Here is a 17,851-nt window from a genome sequence, read left to right on the forward strand (position 1 = left end):
GTTTTGTTGCTATACTCCAGGATTGATACCTAATACTTCAAATATAAAAAAGTGCATTTTATTTGACAATTACTCGTTTGCTTAAATTTTATTTTAACATCTTTATTATGTATAAATATTAAAATATGAATAACAGCAACAGTTCAACTCATAACATTGTGTTTTTTTTACAATACTATCTGCTAACTGTTTAAATCTTGACAAATACTGTGATGGTAGGTAGTATAATAATTGATCTGAGTTGATCGTCTAGCTTAATTGTATATAGTTGACCGGTCAAACATAAGACATGCGAGATTGTAAATAACTTTTGAATCGGAATACTATTATTTAGTTAATAGGATCCATATTCATTGCGATACGTCTCATTTTTTTGAACACTGCGGGTTCAACAAGCATTCTTTTGCTATATTCGGTCGACTCGGATTTCTTTAGAAATTTAGGAAGCGGTCTATTGACCGCTTTTTTATTTGGAGACTTTTATGATCTTAAAAATTGTTATTATTCTGTATTTAGCCGTGCTTCTTCTAACCGCCTTCTATCTTTGGCATAACCGAGATAGACACTTTTTGGTTTTTAGTAGTAAAAGTAATACGAATTTCCGCCCTATTATGTCTTGGACAGCAATTATCTTATTGTTGGAATGCATTATTGGGATCATCATCTTATTCCAAAGTAATAAGTATTTGAATTTGGTTACCCTACTTCTTAGTTCAATTACTATTCTAATTTTTAGCTTATTAATTAATCACGAAAATGATTAATTGGCCAAAAGTTTGGTAAAATGAATATATAAGAGAGGTGTTTTAAATGATGAAACAATATCACCGCATACAAGTCGCCGTTGATGGATCAAAAGAAGCAGATTTAGCTTTTAAAAAAGCAATTTTACTAGCTAAAGGTAATAATGCAGGCTTAGAAATTTTGCATGTCATTGATACTAGATCTTTCCAAAATGTTTCAAGCTTTGACTCCGAAATGGTTGAGCAAGTTTCAAATGATGCTAAGGAAAAGCTGCAAAAATATTACAATGATGCAAAAGAAGCGGGAATTGACGATGTTCACTTTTCAATTGAATTCGGTTCTCCTAAGGCAATTATTGCACACGACTTTCCTAAAAAGCATCAAATTGATTTAATCGTAGTTGGTGCAACTGGCTTAAATGCTGTAGAACGAATTTTAGTCGGTAGCGTAACCGAGTATGTAACCAGAACAGCAGATTGCGATGTACTAGTTTGTCGTACCGCCGAAAATCAAAATTAAAATAAACTGGGCATACAAAAAAGGCACTTCTTTGAAAAGAAGTGTCTTTTATTTTTAATTAAAAGTCGCCTGCCTGGCTAAACATATAATCTTTATTATGAAACTTCATCGATAAAATCATACCAATACCAATCATATTCCCAATTAAGGCTGAACCACCTTGGGAAATAAATGGCAATGGTATACCTGTCAACGGCAAGAGATCAATACTCATTCCTATATTTTCAAAAACATGGAACAAGATCATCATAATGACCCCAGTCGATACATATGAGTAAAATGCATTTTTGGTATCAAATGTGATACGCACCATCTGAATAATCAGGTATAAGTAAAGCAAGATAACTGCTACACTACCAACAAAACCAAATGATTCACCAATTACTGAATAAACCATATCCGAACCACGAACTGGTACGTAAACACTTAGATTTCCAAACCCATTACCCAAAATCTGTCCAGATCCAATCGCTTGCATACTCTGCCACAACTGATATGCTGCTTTAGATGTATCTGTAGATGGATTCAGCCAAGACATGATACGAGCAAATTGGTACGGTTGAAAAGAATGGCTTAGAATAACTTGGCCGCCTGGTGTAGTGACCATAAAAATCACTACCACACCTATAATTGCAACTATGATAAACATTGGTGTTATTATCTTCCAAGATATTCCTGAAACAATAATTACTCCACCAACTATAGCAAAGAAGACAAGCATCGTACCAAAGTCATTTTGTAATTTCAGTAGAACTGCAATTGGTAGCATCCAACCAACTATTTTACCAATTAAAACCCAGTCATTTCGAATTGTGTGTGCGAACTTCTGATTGTGCTCTCTAACTACTCTAGCTAACATTAGAATAAACGCTGGTTTCATTACCTCGGATGGCTGAAAGGAAATTGGCCCTAGCTTAAACCAATTTTTGGCACCAGCATCAGCAGCTAAACTTCGATTATAAAAGAATAAAACTGCAATCAAAAGGACAATTCCTAGACCGTAGGCATATGGTGCAATTCGAAATAACTGTTCTGCATCAAATTGAATTACAAAAACAACTATTACTAAAGAAATCAAATACCAAAGCCCTTGCATTAAAACTGCTTTTACTGGGCTTCCCATATGACTTGGATCATCTATTGCAGCAAAGTAAATCGAGTATAAACCAACAGCAGCCAGAAGCAGCACTGGAACAACAATATTCCAGGCTATTTGATCATACAAATCAGTTTTATTTTGTACTTTTACCATTAATCATCACTGTCCACTATTTTTCATGTAAAGCAAAGTACGATAGCAAGTCATTGATGCTACTTTCTAACGTCTTTGCATATAGAACACTATTAGTTTTATTAGTAGTTGCACGATAACGTCCATCAATTTTTTCAATTAAACCAATAGGTTTTTTCTTCTGTGGAATGACTACTTCCCAAGTCGGATTATCTTTTCCGTTGATTTCATTAATTTCAATATTAATATTCTCTGGTTTCTTTGACATAAATACTCCTATTTCACATCAGGATGAAATTTTTTAGCAATAATTTCATCTTCATATCTCTCTGGGTGGGGGTTACGGAAAATAGTAAACTTATCAGGTACCGGATCAACCCCTCCGCGAACAAAGGGATTGCACCGCAAAATCCTGCTAATACCCATAATTAATCCTAAAAAAGGACCAAATTTGGTCAATGCATCAATCATGTAAGTTGAGCAAGTAGGATAATAACGGCAAGACTTAGGTAAAGCCGGCGAAATAAATTTCTGATAAATTCTAACTAGATAAATTAAAATCTTACGCAAACCACACCTCCAGTTGAATTAATGACGTTGATGCTTTTCGATATTTTTAAGCAAAATGCCTGTTCCCAATGCAACAGCTTCAAGAGGATGATCAGCAGTCAAAACTGGAACCTTAAGATAGTACGAAATTAGTTTATCCATGTTCTTTAACATCGCACCACCACCAGTTAGCATAATACCACGATCAATAATGTCGGCAGATAACTCAGGCGGAGTCTTCTCTAAAACATCTTTAGTTGCTGCAATAATTGTCATTAAACCATCATGCAAAGCTTCTTGAATTTCAGGAGCAGAAACAGTCGCCTGCTTAGGAAGACCATCCACTACATCACGTCCACGAACAGTGATCGTCTGATCCTTATCCGGTTCAAACGCACTACCAATTTCAATTTTAATTTGTTCAGCTGTTCTTGAACCAATAAGCAAATTATGCTTGTTTTTAATGTAAGAAACAACAGCTTGGTTCATATGGTCTCCAGCATAGCGAAGAGATTGGCTAGTAACAATTTCACCCATTGATAAAACAGCAATATCAGTAGTACCACCACCAATATCGATAACAATGTTACCTTGTGGCTTAAAAATATCTAGCCCTGCACCAACAGCTGCAACCTTAGGTTCAAAATCAAGGTAAACCTTACCACCACCTGATTTTTCAGCTGCTTGAATAATTGCTTTCTGTTCAATTGAAGTTACTCCAGTTGGAGCACAAATCAAAATGTTAGGTTTTGACATAAAGCCCTTAACATTTAATTTTTCAATGAAGTAAGATAGCATCGCTTCTGTAATGTCAAAATCGGCAATTACCCCATTCTTTAATGGGCGAATCACACGAATGTTACCAGGCGTTCTACCTACCATTTTGTATGCTTCAGTTCCAACAGCTACTACTTTATTTGTACTTGTATTGACAGCAACTACTGATGGTTCATTCAAAACGATTCCCTTACCAGAAACGTTAATGAGCACGTTGGCTGTCCCTAAATCAATTCCTATATCTCGTGCCACGATAATCCTCCATAAATATTCATTGTACATTTTACCATAAAGAAAGCTAGTTTGCTGCACTCTTCAGGCGTTTTAACAAGTCTTAAAAGAAATTACTTAATTGTAAAGAAGTATCTATCAGCGTAATGAAAAAGTTCCCTACTAAAAAGCCTAGCGCAATTGCCGCAAAAATCAGTAGCAATTGCGCTTCAAAAACCTTATTAGTTCTGATGATTTTTTCGATTCTGACACTCTTCATAATTTGAAATGATAGCCCTATTGTTATCAGGTAAATAATAATACTGATCAGAGCATGAACACCAAGTTGAAACATTTAATTTCCCACTTTTCTTTAGTCAAATAAAAAACGGATACACGCTTTTGTGTATCCGTTAAACTTTAATACTATTTACCTGAATTGTAAACACTAATCCGGTTGACAGCCCTTCTCAATGCAACTTGTGCTCTTTCGAGCGATCTTTGATCATGCGTTGCTTTTGCTTCCTTCAAAGCATCTTGAGCACGCTTTCGAGCTGCTTCAGCACGAGACACATCAATTTTATTTGAACGTTCCGCACTATCAGCAATAATCGTTGCTACATTATCAGAAAACTCAAAGTAACCACCGCTTACTGCTATGTGATTAACAACTTCATTCATCTCACGACTTCTTTTAACCCTAATTTCACCAATTGAAAGTGGAGTTAAAATAGGCAAGTGATTATACATGATTGAGCGTTGTCCATCGATTGCACGCATCTCAACAATACTACAATGATGAGAAAAAACTACGCCATCAGGTGTTACAACATTTACCATGAAAAGTTTTTCTGGATCTGCCATTTGACATCACCCTACTTTTCTAATAATGCTTTTGCTTCAGGATCACTGGCGGTTACACCCATATCTTGAGCTTTTTTCAAAACATCTTCGATAGGACCCACGCTACGGAAAGCATCTTCTGGTAAATCGTCTAAATGACCATCCAAAATCATCTTAAAGCCTTTAATTGTCTCTTTGATTGGAACATATGAACCAGGTACACCAGTAAATTGTTCAGCAACAAAGAAGTTTTGGGATAAAAAGAACTGAATCTTACGGGCACGACTAACAATTACCTTCTCTTCATCAGATAATTCATCCATACCCAACACTGAGATAATGTCTTGTAATTCGTGGTAGCGTTGCAAAATGTGCTGTACACGTGTAGCAACTTCGTAATGTTCTTGACCAACTACTTCAGGATCCAACGCACTAGAAGTTGATTCCAATGGATCAACGGCTGGATAAATACCCTGCTCAACTAAGCTACGTTCCAAGTTGGTTGTAGCATCAAGGTGAGCAAAAGTTGTAGCTGGGGCTGGGTCGGTATAGTCATCGGCAGGAACATAAACGGCTTGAATTGAAGTAATTGAACCCTTCTTAGTTGAAGTGATTCTTTCTTGCAATTGACCCATTTCAGTTGCAAGTGTTGGTTGATAACCAACGGCACTAGGCATTCTTCCTAACAGAGCTGAAACCTCAGAACCAGCTTGAGTAAACCGGAAAATGTTGTCGATAAAGAGCAAAACGTCTTGTCCTTCAACATCTCTAAAGTACTCAGCTAGGGTTAATCCAGTTAAAGCTACACGCATTCTGGCACCAGGCGGCTCATTCATTTGACCAAAGACCATCGCTGTTTTGCTTAAAACACCAGATGCCTTCATTTCAAAGTAAAGGTCATTACCTTCACGTGTTCTTTCACCAACACCAGTAAAGACCGAAATACCACCATGCTCTTGAGCAATATTGTGAATTAACTCTTGGATAATAGTAGTCTTACCAACTCCGGCACCACCAAACAAACCAACCTTACCACCACGAACATAAGGTTCAAGTAAATCAATAACCTTAATCCCTGTTTCCAGAATTTCTTGGCTGGTAGTTAATTCATCATATTTTGGTGCATTTCGATGGATACTGTTACGAGGATGATCCTTATCAAATTTTGGACCATTATCGATTGGTTCACCTAAAACGTTAAAAACACGTCCTAAGGTATCAGAACCAACAGGTACTGAAATAGGACCTCCAGTATCTTGGACCTTCATTCCGCGCCGGAGTCCGTTGGTAGATTCCATCGCAATTGTTCTTAATACCCCGTCACCGAGTTCAAGTGTAACTTCAAGAACAATTGATTCATCATCCGATTTAACGACGCGCAAAGCATTGTTAATATCAGGTAGGTTTTTGTCAAGTGGAAATTTCACATCGACTACAGGGCCGATTACTTGAACAACTTCACCTTCACTCAAAACATCTACCTCCTTTTCTCTTAATTATTTCAAAGCATTTGCACCACTGACAATTTCGGTAATTTCAGTAGTGATCTCAGCTTGTCTTGCACGGTTTAATTTTGTAGTTAAACTTGAAACCAAGTCATTTACGTTATCGGTTGCACTCTGCATTGCTGTCATTGAACTAGCATGTTCTGCAGTTTTTGCATCCAGAATTGCCCCATAAATAGTTGAACGGGCATATTGAGGAATTAGTGTAGTCAACACAGTATTAATGTCTGGCTCAATATCATATTCTAGATCTCGGTGTTCTTTTGCTTCTTTAAGGCCGATATCGATATCAACAATAGGAAGCATTTTTTCAACACGAAATGCTGATGATAAAGAGTTTATGTGGTGCGTATAACAAACGTATAGCTCATCATAAACTCCGTTTAAGTACATTTTGATTGCAGTTGAAACAATTGGTAAAACTTCATCAAAAGTTGGCACATCAGAAATTGCAGCATTTTCATAAACAACATTCAAATTGTTTTTCTTGAAAAATTCAGCTCCTACAGAGCCAACAGCAAGAATTTTAATGTCTTTATTTTCTGCTTTTGCATCTTCAGCTAAGCCCATCATATTTTTAATGACGGCACTATTATATGATCCAACAAGTCCTCGATCACCTGTAACTACAAGATAACCAGTAGACTTTACTTCTTTACGAGCTTGAACCATGTCTGAAATGACACCTAGGCCAAAAACATTTTCATAGTCAATCTTACTGATGCTGTCTTCATCGATTGCAACATTTTCTTTGTGCAAGTGACTAATCACTTGCGCACTCATCAAACGCGAAAGAGTTTGTCGAACATGGTCATTATAAACCGTATATCCTTCATCTCTTTTTTCTGTTTGATTTAGTTTTGATGCAGAAACCATTCTCATTGCTTCTGTGATTTTACCAGTTTGCTTAACTGAAGCAATTTTCTTCTTCAACTCAAGTAAAGATGCAGGCATAAGCTACCTCCTATTTATTACTTGGTGAAAAACTATCTGCAAATTTAGAAATTGCAGTCTTTAACTCACTTTCATCCGGCAGTTCACCTGTCTCACGGATGTGATCCAATAAGTCTGAATGTTGACTATCAAAGTTATCATACAATTCTTTTTCAAATCGACCGATATCTTCAACAGGAACAGAATCCAAATAGCCATGAGTCAGTGAGTATAGTAAGACAACTTGCTTTTCAACTGGAATTGGGTCATGTAATGGTTGCTTTAAAACTTCAACAACTCTGCGACCACGGTTTAATTTAGCCTGGGTTGCCTGATCCAAATCACTGCCAAATTGAGCGAAACTCTCTAATTCATGATAAGCTGCCAAATCAGTACGTAACGTACCGGCAACTTTTTTCATTGCTTTTATCTGAGCGCTACCACCAACACGGGAAACAGAATTACCAGCGTCAATAGCTGGACGAGTTCCTGCAAAGAACAAATCACTTTGCAAGAAAATCTGACCATCCGTAATCGAAATTACGTTGGTTGGAATATACGCTGAAATATCTCCCGCTTCAGTTTGGATAAACGGAATGGCAGTCATTGAACCTCCACCAAGTTCATCACTCAACTTCGCACTACGCTCCAACAGACGGGAATGCAGATAGAAAACGTCACCAGGATAAGCTTCACGACCAGGCGGACGACGGAGGAGCAAAGAGAGTTCACGATAAGCAACGGCTTGTTTGGATAAATCATCAAAAATGACTAAAACATCCTTACCGTTGTACATAAATTCTTCACCCATTGCTGTACCAGCATATGGCGCTATATAAAGCATTGGGGCCGGTTCACTTGGTCCAGCTTCGACAACAATTGTATAATCCATTGCGCCAAAGCGTTTCAAAGTTTCTACTTGCGTTCTAACAGTTGACTCTTTTTGACCAATAAAGACATAAATACAAATTACATCTTGTCCTTTTTGATTCAAAATAGTATCAACAGCCAAGCTTGTTTTACCAGTTTTACGGTCACCAATGATTAATTCACGCTGACCTCGACCAATTGGAACCAATGCATCGATTGCTTTAATACCAGTTTGAAGTGGTTGATTAACTGATTGTCGTTGCATAACTCCAGGTGCAGCATCTTCAATTGGACGAGTCTTAGTGGTTTTAATTTCACCAAGTCCGTCAACTGGCTGACCCAGAGGATTAACTACACGACCAATCAGTTCTTCGCCAACTGGCACACGCATGATTTCACCGGTTCTCTTTACTTGGTCACCTTCGCGAATATCATCAAAGTTACCCAAGATAATGATACCAACATCATTTGACTCAAGGTTTTGAGCAATACCATACGAACCGTTGTCAAATTCCAACAGTTCATTAGATAGAACATTGTCCAATCCGTGAGCCCGGGCGATACCATCACCTATGTAAGTTACAACCCCAACCTCATTAATGTCGAGTTTGTCATCATAGTGTTCAAGCTGTTGCTTGATTAAAGAGCTAATTTCTTCTGCTTTAATGCTCAATGGTTTCACCTCTTTTAATCTTTACTAATTAACTGCGCACGAATCTTTTTCAGTTTGTTCTTTACTGAACCGTCGATAACGCAATCGCCAACTTTTAGAATTACACCGCCGATTATCTCAGGATCAACTTTATTTTCTAGAGTAACACTAGCTAAACCAAATTTTTTAGCATAGCTATCTCCTAGAGCACTTAATTGATCTTCATCGAGTTTAACCGCAGTTATTGCAGTTCCAACCATTATTTTTTTGCTGTCATTATACAATTTATTAAAGAAATCGATAATATCAACAAGTTCAAGAAAATGATTATAATCTAGCAGCAAATTTAAAAAAGTTTGAACCTCAGTACTGAAGTCCTGTTCAATTGCTGACAACGATTTTTTCTTTTCATCACTGTTTAAAATTGGATCACTAAAAACACTAAGGATCTGTGGATTTGTACAAACGGCTTTTCTTAATTCACATAATTCTTCTTTAACAGTATCCAAAGCGTTCATGTCCTGCGCATAATTAAATAGCGCATTTCCATAACGTGCAACAATTTCTTCTCTACTTAAGGCCATTATTTATTCAGCCCCTTAATAAACTGATCAACCAAATCTTTTTGATCATCAGCAGATAGGTTTTTAGCAATTACCTTTTCAGCAATTGTAACTGATATATCAGCTACCTGCGCACGTGCTTCATCTAATGCATCTGCTTTGGCTTGTGCAGCATCTGCTTTCGCCTTTTCATGAATCGAAGCAGCGTCATCGTTTGCCTCAGCTACGATTTGACTACTTGTCTTCTGCGCATTAGCTTTTGCATCAGAGAGAATTTGTGTTGCTTCTTGTCTTGAATTTTTCAAGGCAGCTTCACGTTCATTAGCCAAAACTTCGGCTTTTTTGCGGTTGTCTGCAGCTGAATCTAAATCGCTAATTATTTTTTGCCGTCTTTTTTCCATCATTTCGGAAACTGGTCCCCAAGCATAGTGCTTAACCAAGACAAGCAAAATTGCAAAAACAATTAAATACCAAATGGTATTACCAATGTAAATATGACCTGATGAGGCTGCAAATAAAGTTTGAAATGTCATTTACTGCCCTTCTCTCTTTTCAACTTAATTACTTTTAAAAATTAAAGGAAGAGAATCAGAAAAGCAACAACAATTGCCAAAATTGGAACAGCTTCAATCAAACCAACACCGATGAACATTGTTGATCTCAAGTTACCTGCACTTTCAGGTTGACGAGCCATACTTTCGACAGTCTTAGTAATAACTTTACCGTTACCCCAAGAAGCAGCTAAAGCGGCAATACCAGCGGCTAACGCTGCAGAAATATATTTAAATGCTTGTGACATATTTAAACCTCCGAAAAATTATTCTTTTGTAACTTTCTTACCAATATAAACCATTGATAGGGTTACGAAAACATATGCCTGGATAGAGCCAATGAAGACAGAGAAACCTTGCCAAATCATCGCAAGTGGGGCAGCTAAAACCATAGTTGTAATACCAAAGCTAGGAGCTAAGCTATTTCCAATCAATGTCAATAGAACTTCCCCAGCATAAATGTTGCCGTATAAACGTAAAGACAAAGTCAAAAAGTTAGTTATTTCCTCAATCATATTGATTGGGAACAAAAAGCTAACTGGCTCTGCATAATTGCGCCAATAGCCACCCACGCCAAATTTTTGCATTCCAAATGTGAATGATAGAAGCAAGGTCATCATTGCAAACGACATCGTCGTTACTGGATCAGCTGTTGGTGACTTAACAAACATATTGTCACCAACTTTGACTTCTAAGAAGAGTCCCAATTGATTCATGCAAAAGATAAATAGGAACAAAACAAAAGCATAAAGTGATAGATGCTTACGTGCATCAGGATCACTGACATTATCTTTAACAATGCCATCAGTGAAATCCAATAAATATTCAATCACATTTTGCTTCTTGTTCGGTCTCAATTCAACTTTGCGTGAGAGCCAAATGCAGACAAATAAAACCACTGCAGCCATTAAAGTTGAGCCAATCATCCCAGTGAGATCAAAGTTTAAACCCAAAAATTTAAAAACAAATGATTTCTCCATTACTTCGTGACCTCCCTTCTTGTGCCCAGTTTATCGAACACTCCTACAATATTAACACCAAACAAACCTTTTGTGAAAAATTGTAAGCGAATTCCGTATACTATTTGTAAAACATGGCTATTTAGTGCCAAACAAGCGGTCACCGGCATCACCCAGACCTGGAGTGATATAGCCATTTGGTAATAGCTTCTCGTCTTCTGCTGCGGCATAAATGTCTACATCAGGATTTTCTTCCTGAATAGCTTTTACTCCTTCAGGTGCAGCAACTAAAACGGCAAGTTTAATATCTTTGACACCACGTTTTTTCAAGGCGCCAATAGCCATATTAGCCGAACCACCAGTTGCAAGCATTGGGTCAACCACTAAACACTCACGGTCTGCTACATCCTTAGGCATCTTGCAGAAGTACTCGTGTGGTTCTAATGTTTCTTCATCACGGTACATCCCAATAACACCAACTTTAGCTGAAGGAATCATTTCCATCACTCCATTGAGCATACCAATACCTGCGCGCAAAATAGGAACAATCGTCATCTTTTTACCAGCTATTTCCTTTTGCGTTGTTTTACCCATTGGTGTTTCGATTTCAACATCCTTTAGTGGTAAATCCCTAGTAATTTCATATGTCATCAATCCGCCAATCTCACCAACAATTTGACGAAACTCATTGGAGCTTGTTTCCTTACGTCTAATGATTGTTAACTTGTGTTGAATCAACGGATGATCTAACACTGTAAATTTACCCATTCTTTTCCTCCTATAAAACAAATATACTTTCTCGCTTATTTTAATCAAAAAAGCAGAGGGTTTAAAGCCCTTTGCTTTATTTTTTCACTTTACATGAAAATGGTTCTCAGCCGCAGCCTTATTTAAGCGGTTCATATATGCCAAGGTGGCCTCGCTACCACTAAAGCCTTGAACATAAATTTGATCAATTGACTGCTTATCATCAAAATAGCGCAATGCACCAAATAAGTTATGATCAGCATCTACCAGATTTTTACCCAAACTGAACTTATTTTGCTCTGGTACATTCAACCCAACTAAAACAGAATCTAAAGCTGCTACGCCAGTATGCTCATTAAACTCAATTTTTGCAAAATCACTCGTGTCATCGACAATTATTACTGGTTCACTTGGAGCATAATGACGATACTTCATCCCCGGAGCCTTTGGTACACCTTGGTCTTCTACTTGCCCACTGTTAATCAAGACCTTTTCACCAAGTACTTCGCTTAGCTCTTGTGGCGTAATTTCACCAGGCCGTAAGACAACTGGCGTTTCGACGGACAAATCAATAATGGTTGATTCCAAACCTACTCTGGTTGGCCCACCATCGATTATGCCCGCAATTTTACCATTTAAATCATGATAAACGTGCTGTGCAGTGGTTGGACTTGGTTTAGTAGAAGTATTCGCAGAAGGCCCAACTATTGGATAGCCCAGTTTAGAAATCAAATCGTGTGTCAACTTATCATCTGGGCAACGAAAAGCTACAGTATCTAACCCACCAGTAACAGCTTTTGGCAAAGCACTAGGTTTAACAAAAAGCAAAATGGTCAGCGGACCCGGCCAAAAATGCTTCATTAATTTTTGCGCACGTTCAGGAATTTCTTTCGCATAATCCGAAACCATTGCTTCATCTGAAACAGTTACAATTAATGGATTATCACTAGGTCTTCCCTTGGCGGCATAAACACTCTTCACAGCCTTTTCATTAGTTGCGATAGCGCCAAGACCATAAACTGTTTCGGTCGGAAAAGCCACTAATTTACCAGCTGCTAAAAGTTTAACGGCCTCGTCAATTTGGTCTTGCTGAAAAATTTTCGTTTCCATTACTTATTCCACTTCCCAAATATCATTCGTGGTTTATTTGCCATATCATCCTTAAATTCAATTGTAAAATCAGGTAATTCTTTGGCAAACATTTCTTGTAATTGCTGTTTTTCACTAAAGCCAAATTCTAAAAAGAATTCGCCACCTGGGTTCAAATGCTCACGTACCTGCTTGGCAAATTTTTGATAAAAGGCAATACCACTTTTACCACCAAATAATGCCTCCTTAGGTTCATTTTGTAAAACATTTTGATCCATCACATCTTTTTCGGATTCTTTGATATATGGCGGATTAGAAATTATCTTATCGAACTTTTCTAATCCAATTAAAACGTTAGCTTTGCGCACAGTGACATCTAAATCATAGACTAAGAAGTTTTCTTCCGCTGTTCTTAAAGCAGCATCTGTCACATCAGAAGCGAACAAATTTAAATCTGTAATTCCTTTTTTTGCTGCTTCTTTTGCTAAGGCTACAGTAATACAGCCTGAACCAGTACCCAAATCAAGTACAGTCTCACCGCTTTTTAGTTTTTCAAGCGTCCAAGCAACTAGTTCTTCTGTCTCAAAACGCGGAATTAAAACACCTTGCTCAACTAATATCTTATAACCATAAAACCATGAATAACCCAAAATGTACTGAGGTGAAATTCCTTTAGCAAGTTTTTTGACATCTTTTTGGGCTTGTTTAATTTGAGCGTCAGTTAGTACCATTTCTTGTTTTAACTCAAATTCGCTTGGACTTAATCCAAGTCTTTCAGCCAAAAGAAAATCAACGTCTTCTTGACGCTGTTTGGCAGCCGTTTCGGTTGCCCAAATACTTAAGTCCTTCAAAGTAGCAATTTTAGCCATTCTGATCAGCCAACTCCTCTAATTGCTTAGTTTGGTTATATAAAATCAATGCATCAATGACTTCGTCCAACTCACCATTCATAATTCGATCTAACTTGTTGAGTGTTAGACCAATTCGGTGGTCAGTTACACGGTTTTGCGGATAGTTATAGGTTCTAATTCTTTCAGAACGATCCCCAGTGCCAACCGCATTTTTCCTCTTTTCGTCATATTGATCACGATTTTCACTTTCATAGTAATCATAAACACGTGAGGTTAAAATTTGCATTGCTTTTTCCCGGTTTTGTTGCTGACTACGTTGATCCTGCATTGCCACCACAATTCCAGTAGGCAAGTGGGTCATTCTAACAGCACTTGAAGTCTTGTTAATGTGCTGACCACCAGCACCACTAGCACGGTAAACATCAACTCTGATATCTTTTGGATCAAGCTCAAAATCAACTTGCTCATATTCTGGCATTACAGCAACAGTCGCAGTTGAAGTATGTACTCGTCCTTGAGATTCAGTTACAGGAATACGTTGTACACGGTGTGCCCCATTTTCATACTTTAATTTAGAATAAACTTTGTCACCCGTAATCATAATTGCAACACGCTTATAGCCACCAACTTCAGTAGGTTCACTATCAACAATGGAGACCTGCCAATTTTGCCGTTCAGCATACTTTTCATACATTCTGAGTAAGTCACCAGCAAAAAGTGATGCTTCATCACCACCAGCAGCACCTCTGATTTCCATAATGATATCTTTATCATCGTTAGGATCTTTAGGAAGCATTAAAATTTTGATTTCATCCTCCAAATCAACTATTTCCTGCTCCAGACTACTGTTTTCTTCTTTAGCCATATCAACTAAATCAGAGTCACTTTCACTTGAAATAATTTCGTTATTATCTTTTATTTCTTTTTTATCTGCTTTGTATTTTTGATATTTTTCTACAACATCATGTAAGTCAGATGCTTCTTTGGAAATTTCCATATACCGTTTGGTATCGTTGATAACCTCTGGATCTGCCATCATTTCTTGCAATTCATCATAATGAGCCACAAGTCCTTCAAGCTGTGCCATAATTTTATCCATATTTTATCAGTCCCTCTCTATCTTTGTTCATTTGGGTGAAAATAATGAAAACGACAAACCGGATAGTAACTTTCATCACCACCAATTTGGACCTGCTCACCTTCATAAACTGGTTTCCCTTCGTGAATACGCAAGTTCATTGTAGCCTTACGTCCACAATAGTGGCAAATGGTTTTTATTTCGTTGATTTTATCAGCAACAATCAACAGGTTTTTTGAACCTTCAAATAGGTTATTCTGAAAATCATTTTTTAGTCCAAAAGCCATTACTGGTATGCCTAATTCGTCAACAATTCTAGCACACTCAAAAACATGGTGCCGCTCCAAAAACTGTGCTTCATCAACAAAAACGCAAGCAATTGGACCATCACCAAGCTCTTTTTCCTGATCATTGATTTTTTCGATATAAGCAAAAATATCCATGTCATGCTCAATTGGAATAGCCTTACGATGAAGACCTATCCTCGAAGCAACAGTTCCTACCCCACTCCGATTATCTACACCACTTGTCATCAGCACAATTTTTCGACCCTGAGCCTCATAGTTATGTGCGTCTTTCAGAATTTCAAGCGTTTTACCACTACTCATCGTGCCGTAGTGAAAAAATAATTGTGCCATTTTTGCTCCTTTGTATAATTATATCCACCTGACTTTATCTAGTATAGATGAAAATCAAAATAAGTGCAGTTAAAATAGTAGTTAAAAACTCGTTTTCGTTTGCGTGCTATGCTATAGTTGTTACAGATTTTAAAGCGAGGGATAAACATGAATCTAAAATCTGATGTTGCCAAATTTGCCGGAAAATCAAGTTACTGGTTTCTTCATAATGTACTAAAAGGTGGAACTAGTTTCCCAGGAAAAATTGCAATGAAACTTGATCCAGATATTTTGAACACACTTGCTCAAAATTACGAAACAGTTATTGTAACCGGGACAAATGGTAAGACCATGACCACTGCATTGATAGTTGAAGCCTTACGAGAAAAATACGGCGAGGTTTTGACAAATCCGTCTGGTTCTAACATGCAGCAAGGAATTGTTACTGCTTTTTTAGCAAATAAAAAGAGCAAAGCAAAGCGCCCTATTGCTGTTTTAGAAGTTGATGAAGCCAACGTCAAAATGGTTACTAAACTAGTTAAGCCGAGTGTTTTTGTTTTAACTAATATCTTTCGTGATCAAATGGATCGCTACGGCGAAATTTATACTACCTATAATAAGATTATTGAAGGTATTAAGTTAGCTCCTGATGCAACCATCATCGCGAACGGTGATGCTAGTATTTTTTCATCAGTTGATCTGCCAAACCCTAAAATTTTTTATGGCTTCAAACTTCCGAGTGATCATTCACAAAATGATGTTAAAGCTCCAGTTAATACTGACGGTGTCCTTTGCTCTGAATGCGATCATATATTACACTACCATGACCGAATTTACGCTAACTTAGGCGATTTTTTCTGCCCCAACTGTGGCTATCGCCGTCCGGAGTTAACATATTCAGTCAGTGAGATTATCGATCAGGATCCAAATCATCTTAGCTTTCGAATGGGAACCAAAGATTATCACATCAATATTGGTGGAACATATAACATTTACAATGCCTTAGCAGCCTATTCTGTCGCACGTCATTTTGATCTTGACGATGAAGAAATTGCTAGTGCCTTTGCCAAAAACAAACGCGTTTTTGGTCGCCAAGAGTTAATTCAATACGCTGATAAGGACATTGATCTCATTTTGGTTAAAAATCCAGTTGGTCTAGACGAAGTTTTACATATGCTTAACACCGAAAAGGATGACTATTCTCTAGTTACCCTACTTAATGCTAATCACGCTGATGGAATTGATACTTCATGGATTTGGGATGGTCAGTTTGAAGATTTGAATCACGAGCAAATTAAACAAATTCTAGTTGGTGGACAGCGTTGGCATGACATGGGATTTCGCTTAGAAGTTGCTGGCTTTTCACCAGAACAAATGACTACCTGTCCGGATAACGAAGCAGTAATTGAAGAAATTGCCAAGCTTCCAACTAAAAAGGTTTACATTTTATCTACCTACACTGCCCTTCTTTCACTCCGCAAGACAATGGCAGAGAAAAAGATAATTAAGGCTGGCATGTAATTGACATAATTAACAGCTAAAAACTATTTTTGTAAAGTTTTTAAAGATAGCGCTTGCAAAAAAATAATTTTTTTGTTAACTTTAAAAGAGTTAATGATAGCGCATGTTACTGGTAATGCAGGCAAGACTACATTGATAACTAACATTTTGCTTTTTTAAGTATTAGTTATTTTTGTCGTCCTGTCTGCATTTTTTGATGGGTACAAGAATGAATAAAATTAAAAAGATACTAAATGTTAATGTTGTAATTATTGATCACGATGGAAATGAATATATTGCTTTTGGTAAAGGGATTGGCTACCACGCCAAAGTTGGCAGCGAAGTGCCTGAAGAAAAAATTAGTCGGAAGTACATTCCGGTTGATGACACCAAACAAAACGAGCTCGTTCAGTCACTACAAAAAATTCCAGCAAAAATCATTGAAACAACAACTGAAATAGTTGAATATGCAGAGCGAAGTCTGCACGAAAAACTTGATGCAAGTATTTATTATGCCTTGTCCGACCATTTATATTTTGCAATTCAACGTTTGCAAAACAATTTATCGTTAGGCAACCGTATATATTTGGAAATGAAAACTTATTATCGGCCTGAGTTCAAAGTGGGATTGCATGCACTTGATATTATCGAAGACAATTTAGGCGTAAAATTGCCGCAAGAAGAAGCTGCTAACATTGCTTTTCACATTATTAATGCTTCCAGTAAGCAGGAAAGCAGTAATGTACTTGAAGTTTCTCGCCTAATTGATAATATCTTGCAAACCTTGCGCGTTCTTTGTCACGGTAATCTGGCAACTGAAGGTTTAAACTATGAACGTTTCGTTACTCATATTAAGTTTTTTGCTGAAAGATATATCAGTCATCAGATGCTCTCAGATGATCCAGAATTACTAGAACAAGTGATGAATCTCTATCCTGAGGCTAGCAAAATTGCCATGAAGCTTAAGCAAACAATTGAAATTATTTACAGTAAGCCTATTACTAAAGAAGAACTTGCTTATTTAATTATTCATATCCACCGTGTGACCGTGTATTGAAAGGAA

The 17,851-nt window shown here is 37.3% G+C and carries 21 protein-coding genes; 3 read left to right on the plus strand and 18 right to left on the minus strand.

Annotated features, from left to right (window positions below):
• Positions 1-810 precede the first annotated feature (810 nt).
• Positions 811-1,263, plus strand: coding sequence for a universal stress protein (locus H3R21_RS02095; protein ID WP_109715396.1), 453 nt, complete (start codon positions 811-813; stop codon positions 1,261-1,263).
• 58 nt (positions 1,264-1,321) lie between these two features.
• Here H3R21_RS02095 and H3R21_RS02100 read toward each other — a convergent pair whose 3' ends face one another.
• From H3R21_RS02100 to H3R21_RS02185, 18 genes are all read right to left on the minus strand, one after another.
• A complete protein-coding gene (locus H3R21_RS02100) occupies positions 1,322-2,515 on the minus strand; it encodes an FtsW/RodA/SpoVE family cell cycle protein (RefSeq protein WP_198182656.1) in 1,194 nt (397 codons plus the stop codon).
• Between the two features lie 16 nt (positions 2,516-2,531).
• Entirely contained in the window at positions 2,532-2,762 is a 231-nt protein-coding gene (locus H3R21_RS02105) for a DUF2969 family protein (RefSeq protein WP_198182658.1), read from the minus strand.
• An 8-nt stretch (positions 2,763-2,770) separates the two neighbouring features.
• Complete coding sequence (gene yidD, locus H3R21_RS02110; RefSeq protein WP_046306665.1) at positions 2,771-3,064, minus strand: membrane protein insertion efficiency factor YidD; 294 nt, start codon at positions 3,062-3,064, stop codon at positions 2,771-2,773.
• Between the two features lie 18 nt (positions 3,065-3,082).
• Positions 3,083-4,072 carry a rod shape-determining protein gene (locus tag H3R21_RS02115; protein ID WP_198182660.1) on the minus strand — a complete coding sequence of 330 codons (990 nt, stop codon included), beginning with the start codon at positions 4,070-4,072 and terminating at the stop codon, positions 3,083-3,085.
• Positions 4,073-4,154: 82 nt separating this feature from the next.
• Entirely contained in the window at positions 4,155-4,385 is a 231-nt protein-coding gene (locus tag H3R21_RS02120; RefSeq protein WP_046306660.1) for a DUF1146 family protein, read from the minus strand.
• 71 nt (positions 4,386-4,456) lie between these two features.
• Entirely contained in the window at positions 4,457-4,894 is a 438-nt protein-coding gene (locus H3R21_RS02125) for a F0F1 ATP synthase subunit epsilon (protein WP_046306658.1), read from the minus strand.
• 11 nt (positions 4,895-4,905) lie between these two features.
• Positions 4,906-6,345, minus strand: coding sequence for a F0F1 ATP synthase subunit beta (gene atpD / locus H3R21_RS02130; RefSeq protein WP_109715392.1), 1,440 nt, complete (start codon positions 6,343-6,345; stop codon positions 4,906-4,908).
• A gap of 24 nt (positions 6,346-6,369) precedes the next feature.
• Positions 6,370-7,332, minus strand: coding sequence for a F0F1 ATP synthase subunit gamma (locus H3R21_RS02135; protein WP_198182662.1), 963 nt, complete (start codon positions 7,330-7,332; stop codon positions 6,370-6,372).
• A 10-nt stretch (positions 7,333-7,342) separates the two neighbouring features.
• On the minus strand, positions 7,343-8,854 hold the full coding sequence (gene atpA / locus H3R21_RS02140) for a F0F1 ATP synthase subunit alpha (RefSeq protein ID WP_046306652.1): 1,512 nt from the start codon (positions 8,852-8,854) through the stop codon (positions 7,343-7,345).
• Between the two features lie 14 nt (positions 8,855-8,868).
• A complete protein-coding gene (gene atpH, locus H3R21_RS02145; RefSeq protein WP_198182664.1) occupies positions 8,869-9,417 on the minus strand; it encodes an ATP synthase F1 subunit delta in 549 nt (182 codons plus the stop codon).
• Complete coding sequence (gene atpF, locus H3R21_RS02150; protein ID WP_198182666.1) at positions 9,417-9,929, minus strand: F0F1 ATP synthase subunit B; 513 nt, start codon at positions 9,927-9,929, stop codon at positions 9,417-9,419. The genes atpH and atpF overlap by 1 nt, the downstream gene beginning before the upstream one ends.
• A 41-nt stretch (positions 9,930-9,970) precedes the next feature.
• Positions 9,971-10,195, minus strand: coding sequence for a F0F1 ATP synthase subunit C (atpE, locus tag H3R21_RS02155; protein ID WP_046306646.1), 225 nt, complete (start codon positions 10,193-10,195; stop codon positions 9,971-9,973).
• Between the two features lie 18 nt (positions 10,196-10,213).
• Positions 10,214-10,927 carry a F0F1 ATP synthase subunit A gene (gene atpB / locus H3R21_RS02160; RefSeq protein ID WP_046306644.1) on the minus strand — a complete coding sequence of 238 codons (714 nt, stop codon included), beginning with the start codon at positions 10,925-10,927 and terminating at the stop codon, positions 10,214-10,216.
• 117 nt (positions 10,928-11,044) lie between these two features.
• Positions 11,045-11,674, minus strand: a complete 630-nt coding sequence (gene upp, locus H3R21_RS02165; protein ID WP_046306643.1) for a uracil phosphoribosyltransferase — start codon at positions 11,672-11,674, stop codon at positions 11,045-11,047.
• Positions 11,675-11,758: 84 nt separating this feature from the next.
• On the minus strand, positions 11,759-12,763 hold the full coding sequence (locus tag H3R21_RS02170; protein ID WP_198182668.1) for an L-threonylcarbamoyladenylate synthase: 1,005 nt from the start codon (positions 12,761-12,763) through the stop codon (positions 11,759-11,761).
• Entirely contained in the window at positions 12,763-13,611 is an 849-nt protein-coding gene (gene prmC, locus H3R21_RS02175) for a peptide chain release factor N(5)-glutamine methyltransferase (RefSeq protein ID WP_198182670.1), read from the minus strand. Before prmC ends, H3R21_RS02170 begins: the two co-directional genes overlap by 1 nt.
• Positions 13,604-14,692, minus strand: a complete 1,089-nt coding sequence (gene prfA, locus H3R21_RS02180) for a peptide chain release factor 1 (protein ID WP_046306637.1) — start codon at positions 14,690-14,692, stop codon at positions 13,604-13,606. Before prfA ends, prmC begins: the two co-directional genes overlap by 8 nt.
• A 17-nt stretch (positions 14,693-14,709) precedes the next feature.
• Positions 14,710-15,309: a thymidine kinase gene (locus tag H3R21_RS02185; RefSeq protein ID WP_198182672.1), complete on the minus strand. Its 600-nt coding sequence runs from the start codon at positions 15,307-15,309 to the stop codon at positions 14,710-14,712.
• 147 nt (positions 15,310-15,456) lie between these two features.
• On the opposite strand from H3R21_RS02185, the gene H3R21_RS02190 reads away from it, so the two are divergent.
• Complete coding sequence (locus tag H3R21_RS02190; protein WP_198182674.1) at positions 15,457-16,809, plus strand: Mur ligase family protein; 1,353 nt, start codon at positions 15,457-15,459, stop codon at positions 16,807-16,809.
• Positions 16,810-17,017: 208 nt separating this feature from the next.
• Entirely contained in the window at positions 17,018-17,845 is an 828-nt protein-coding gene (locus H3R21_RS02195; RefSeq protein ID WP_198182676.1) for a PRD domain-containing protein, read from the plus strand.
• Positions 17,846-17,851 lie beyond the last annotated feature (6 nt).

Origin of the sequence: Lactobacillus sp. W8172 (genome assembly GCF_016102055.1) — a bacterium.
GTDB classification, from domain to species: Bacteria; Bacillota; Bacilli; order Lactobacillales; family Lactobacillaceae; genus Lactobacillus; species Lactobacillus apis_A.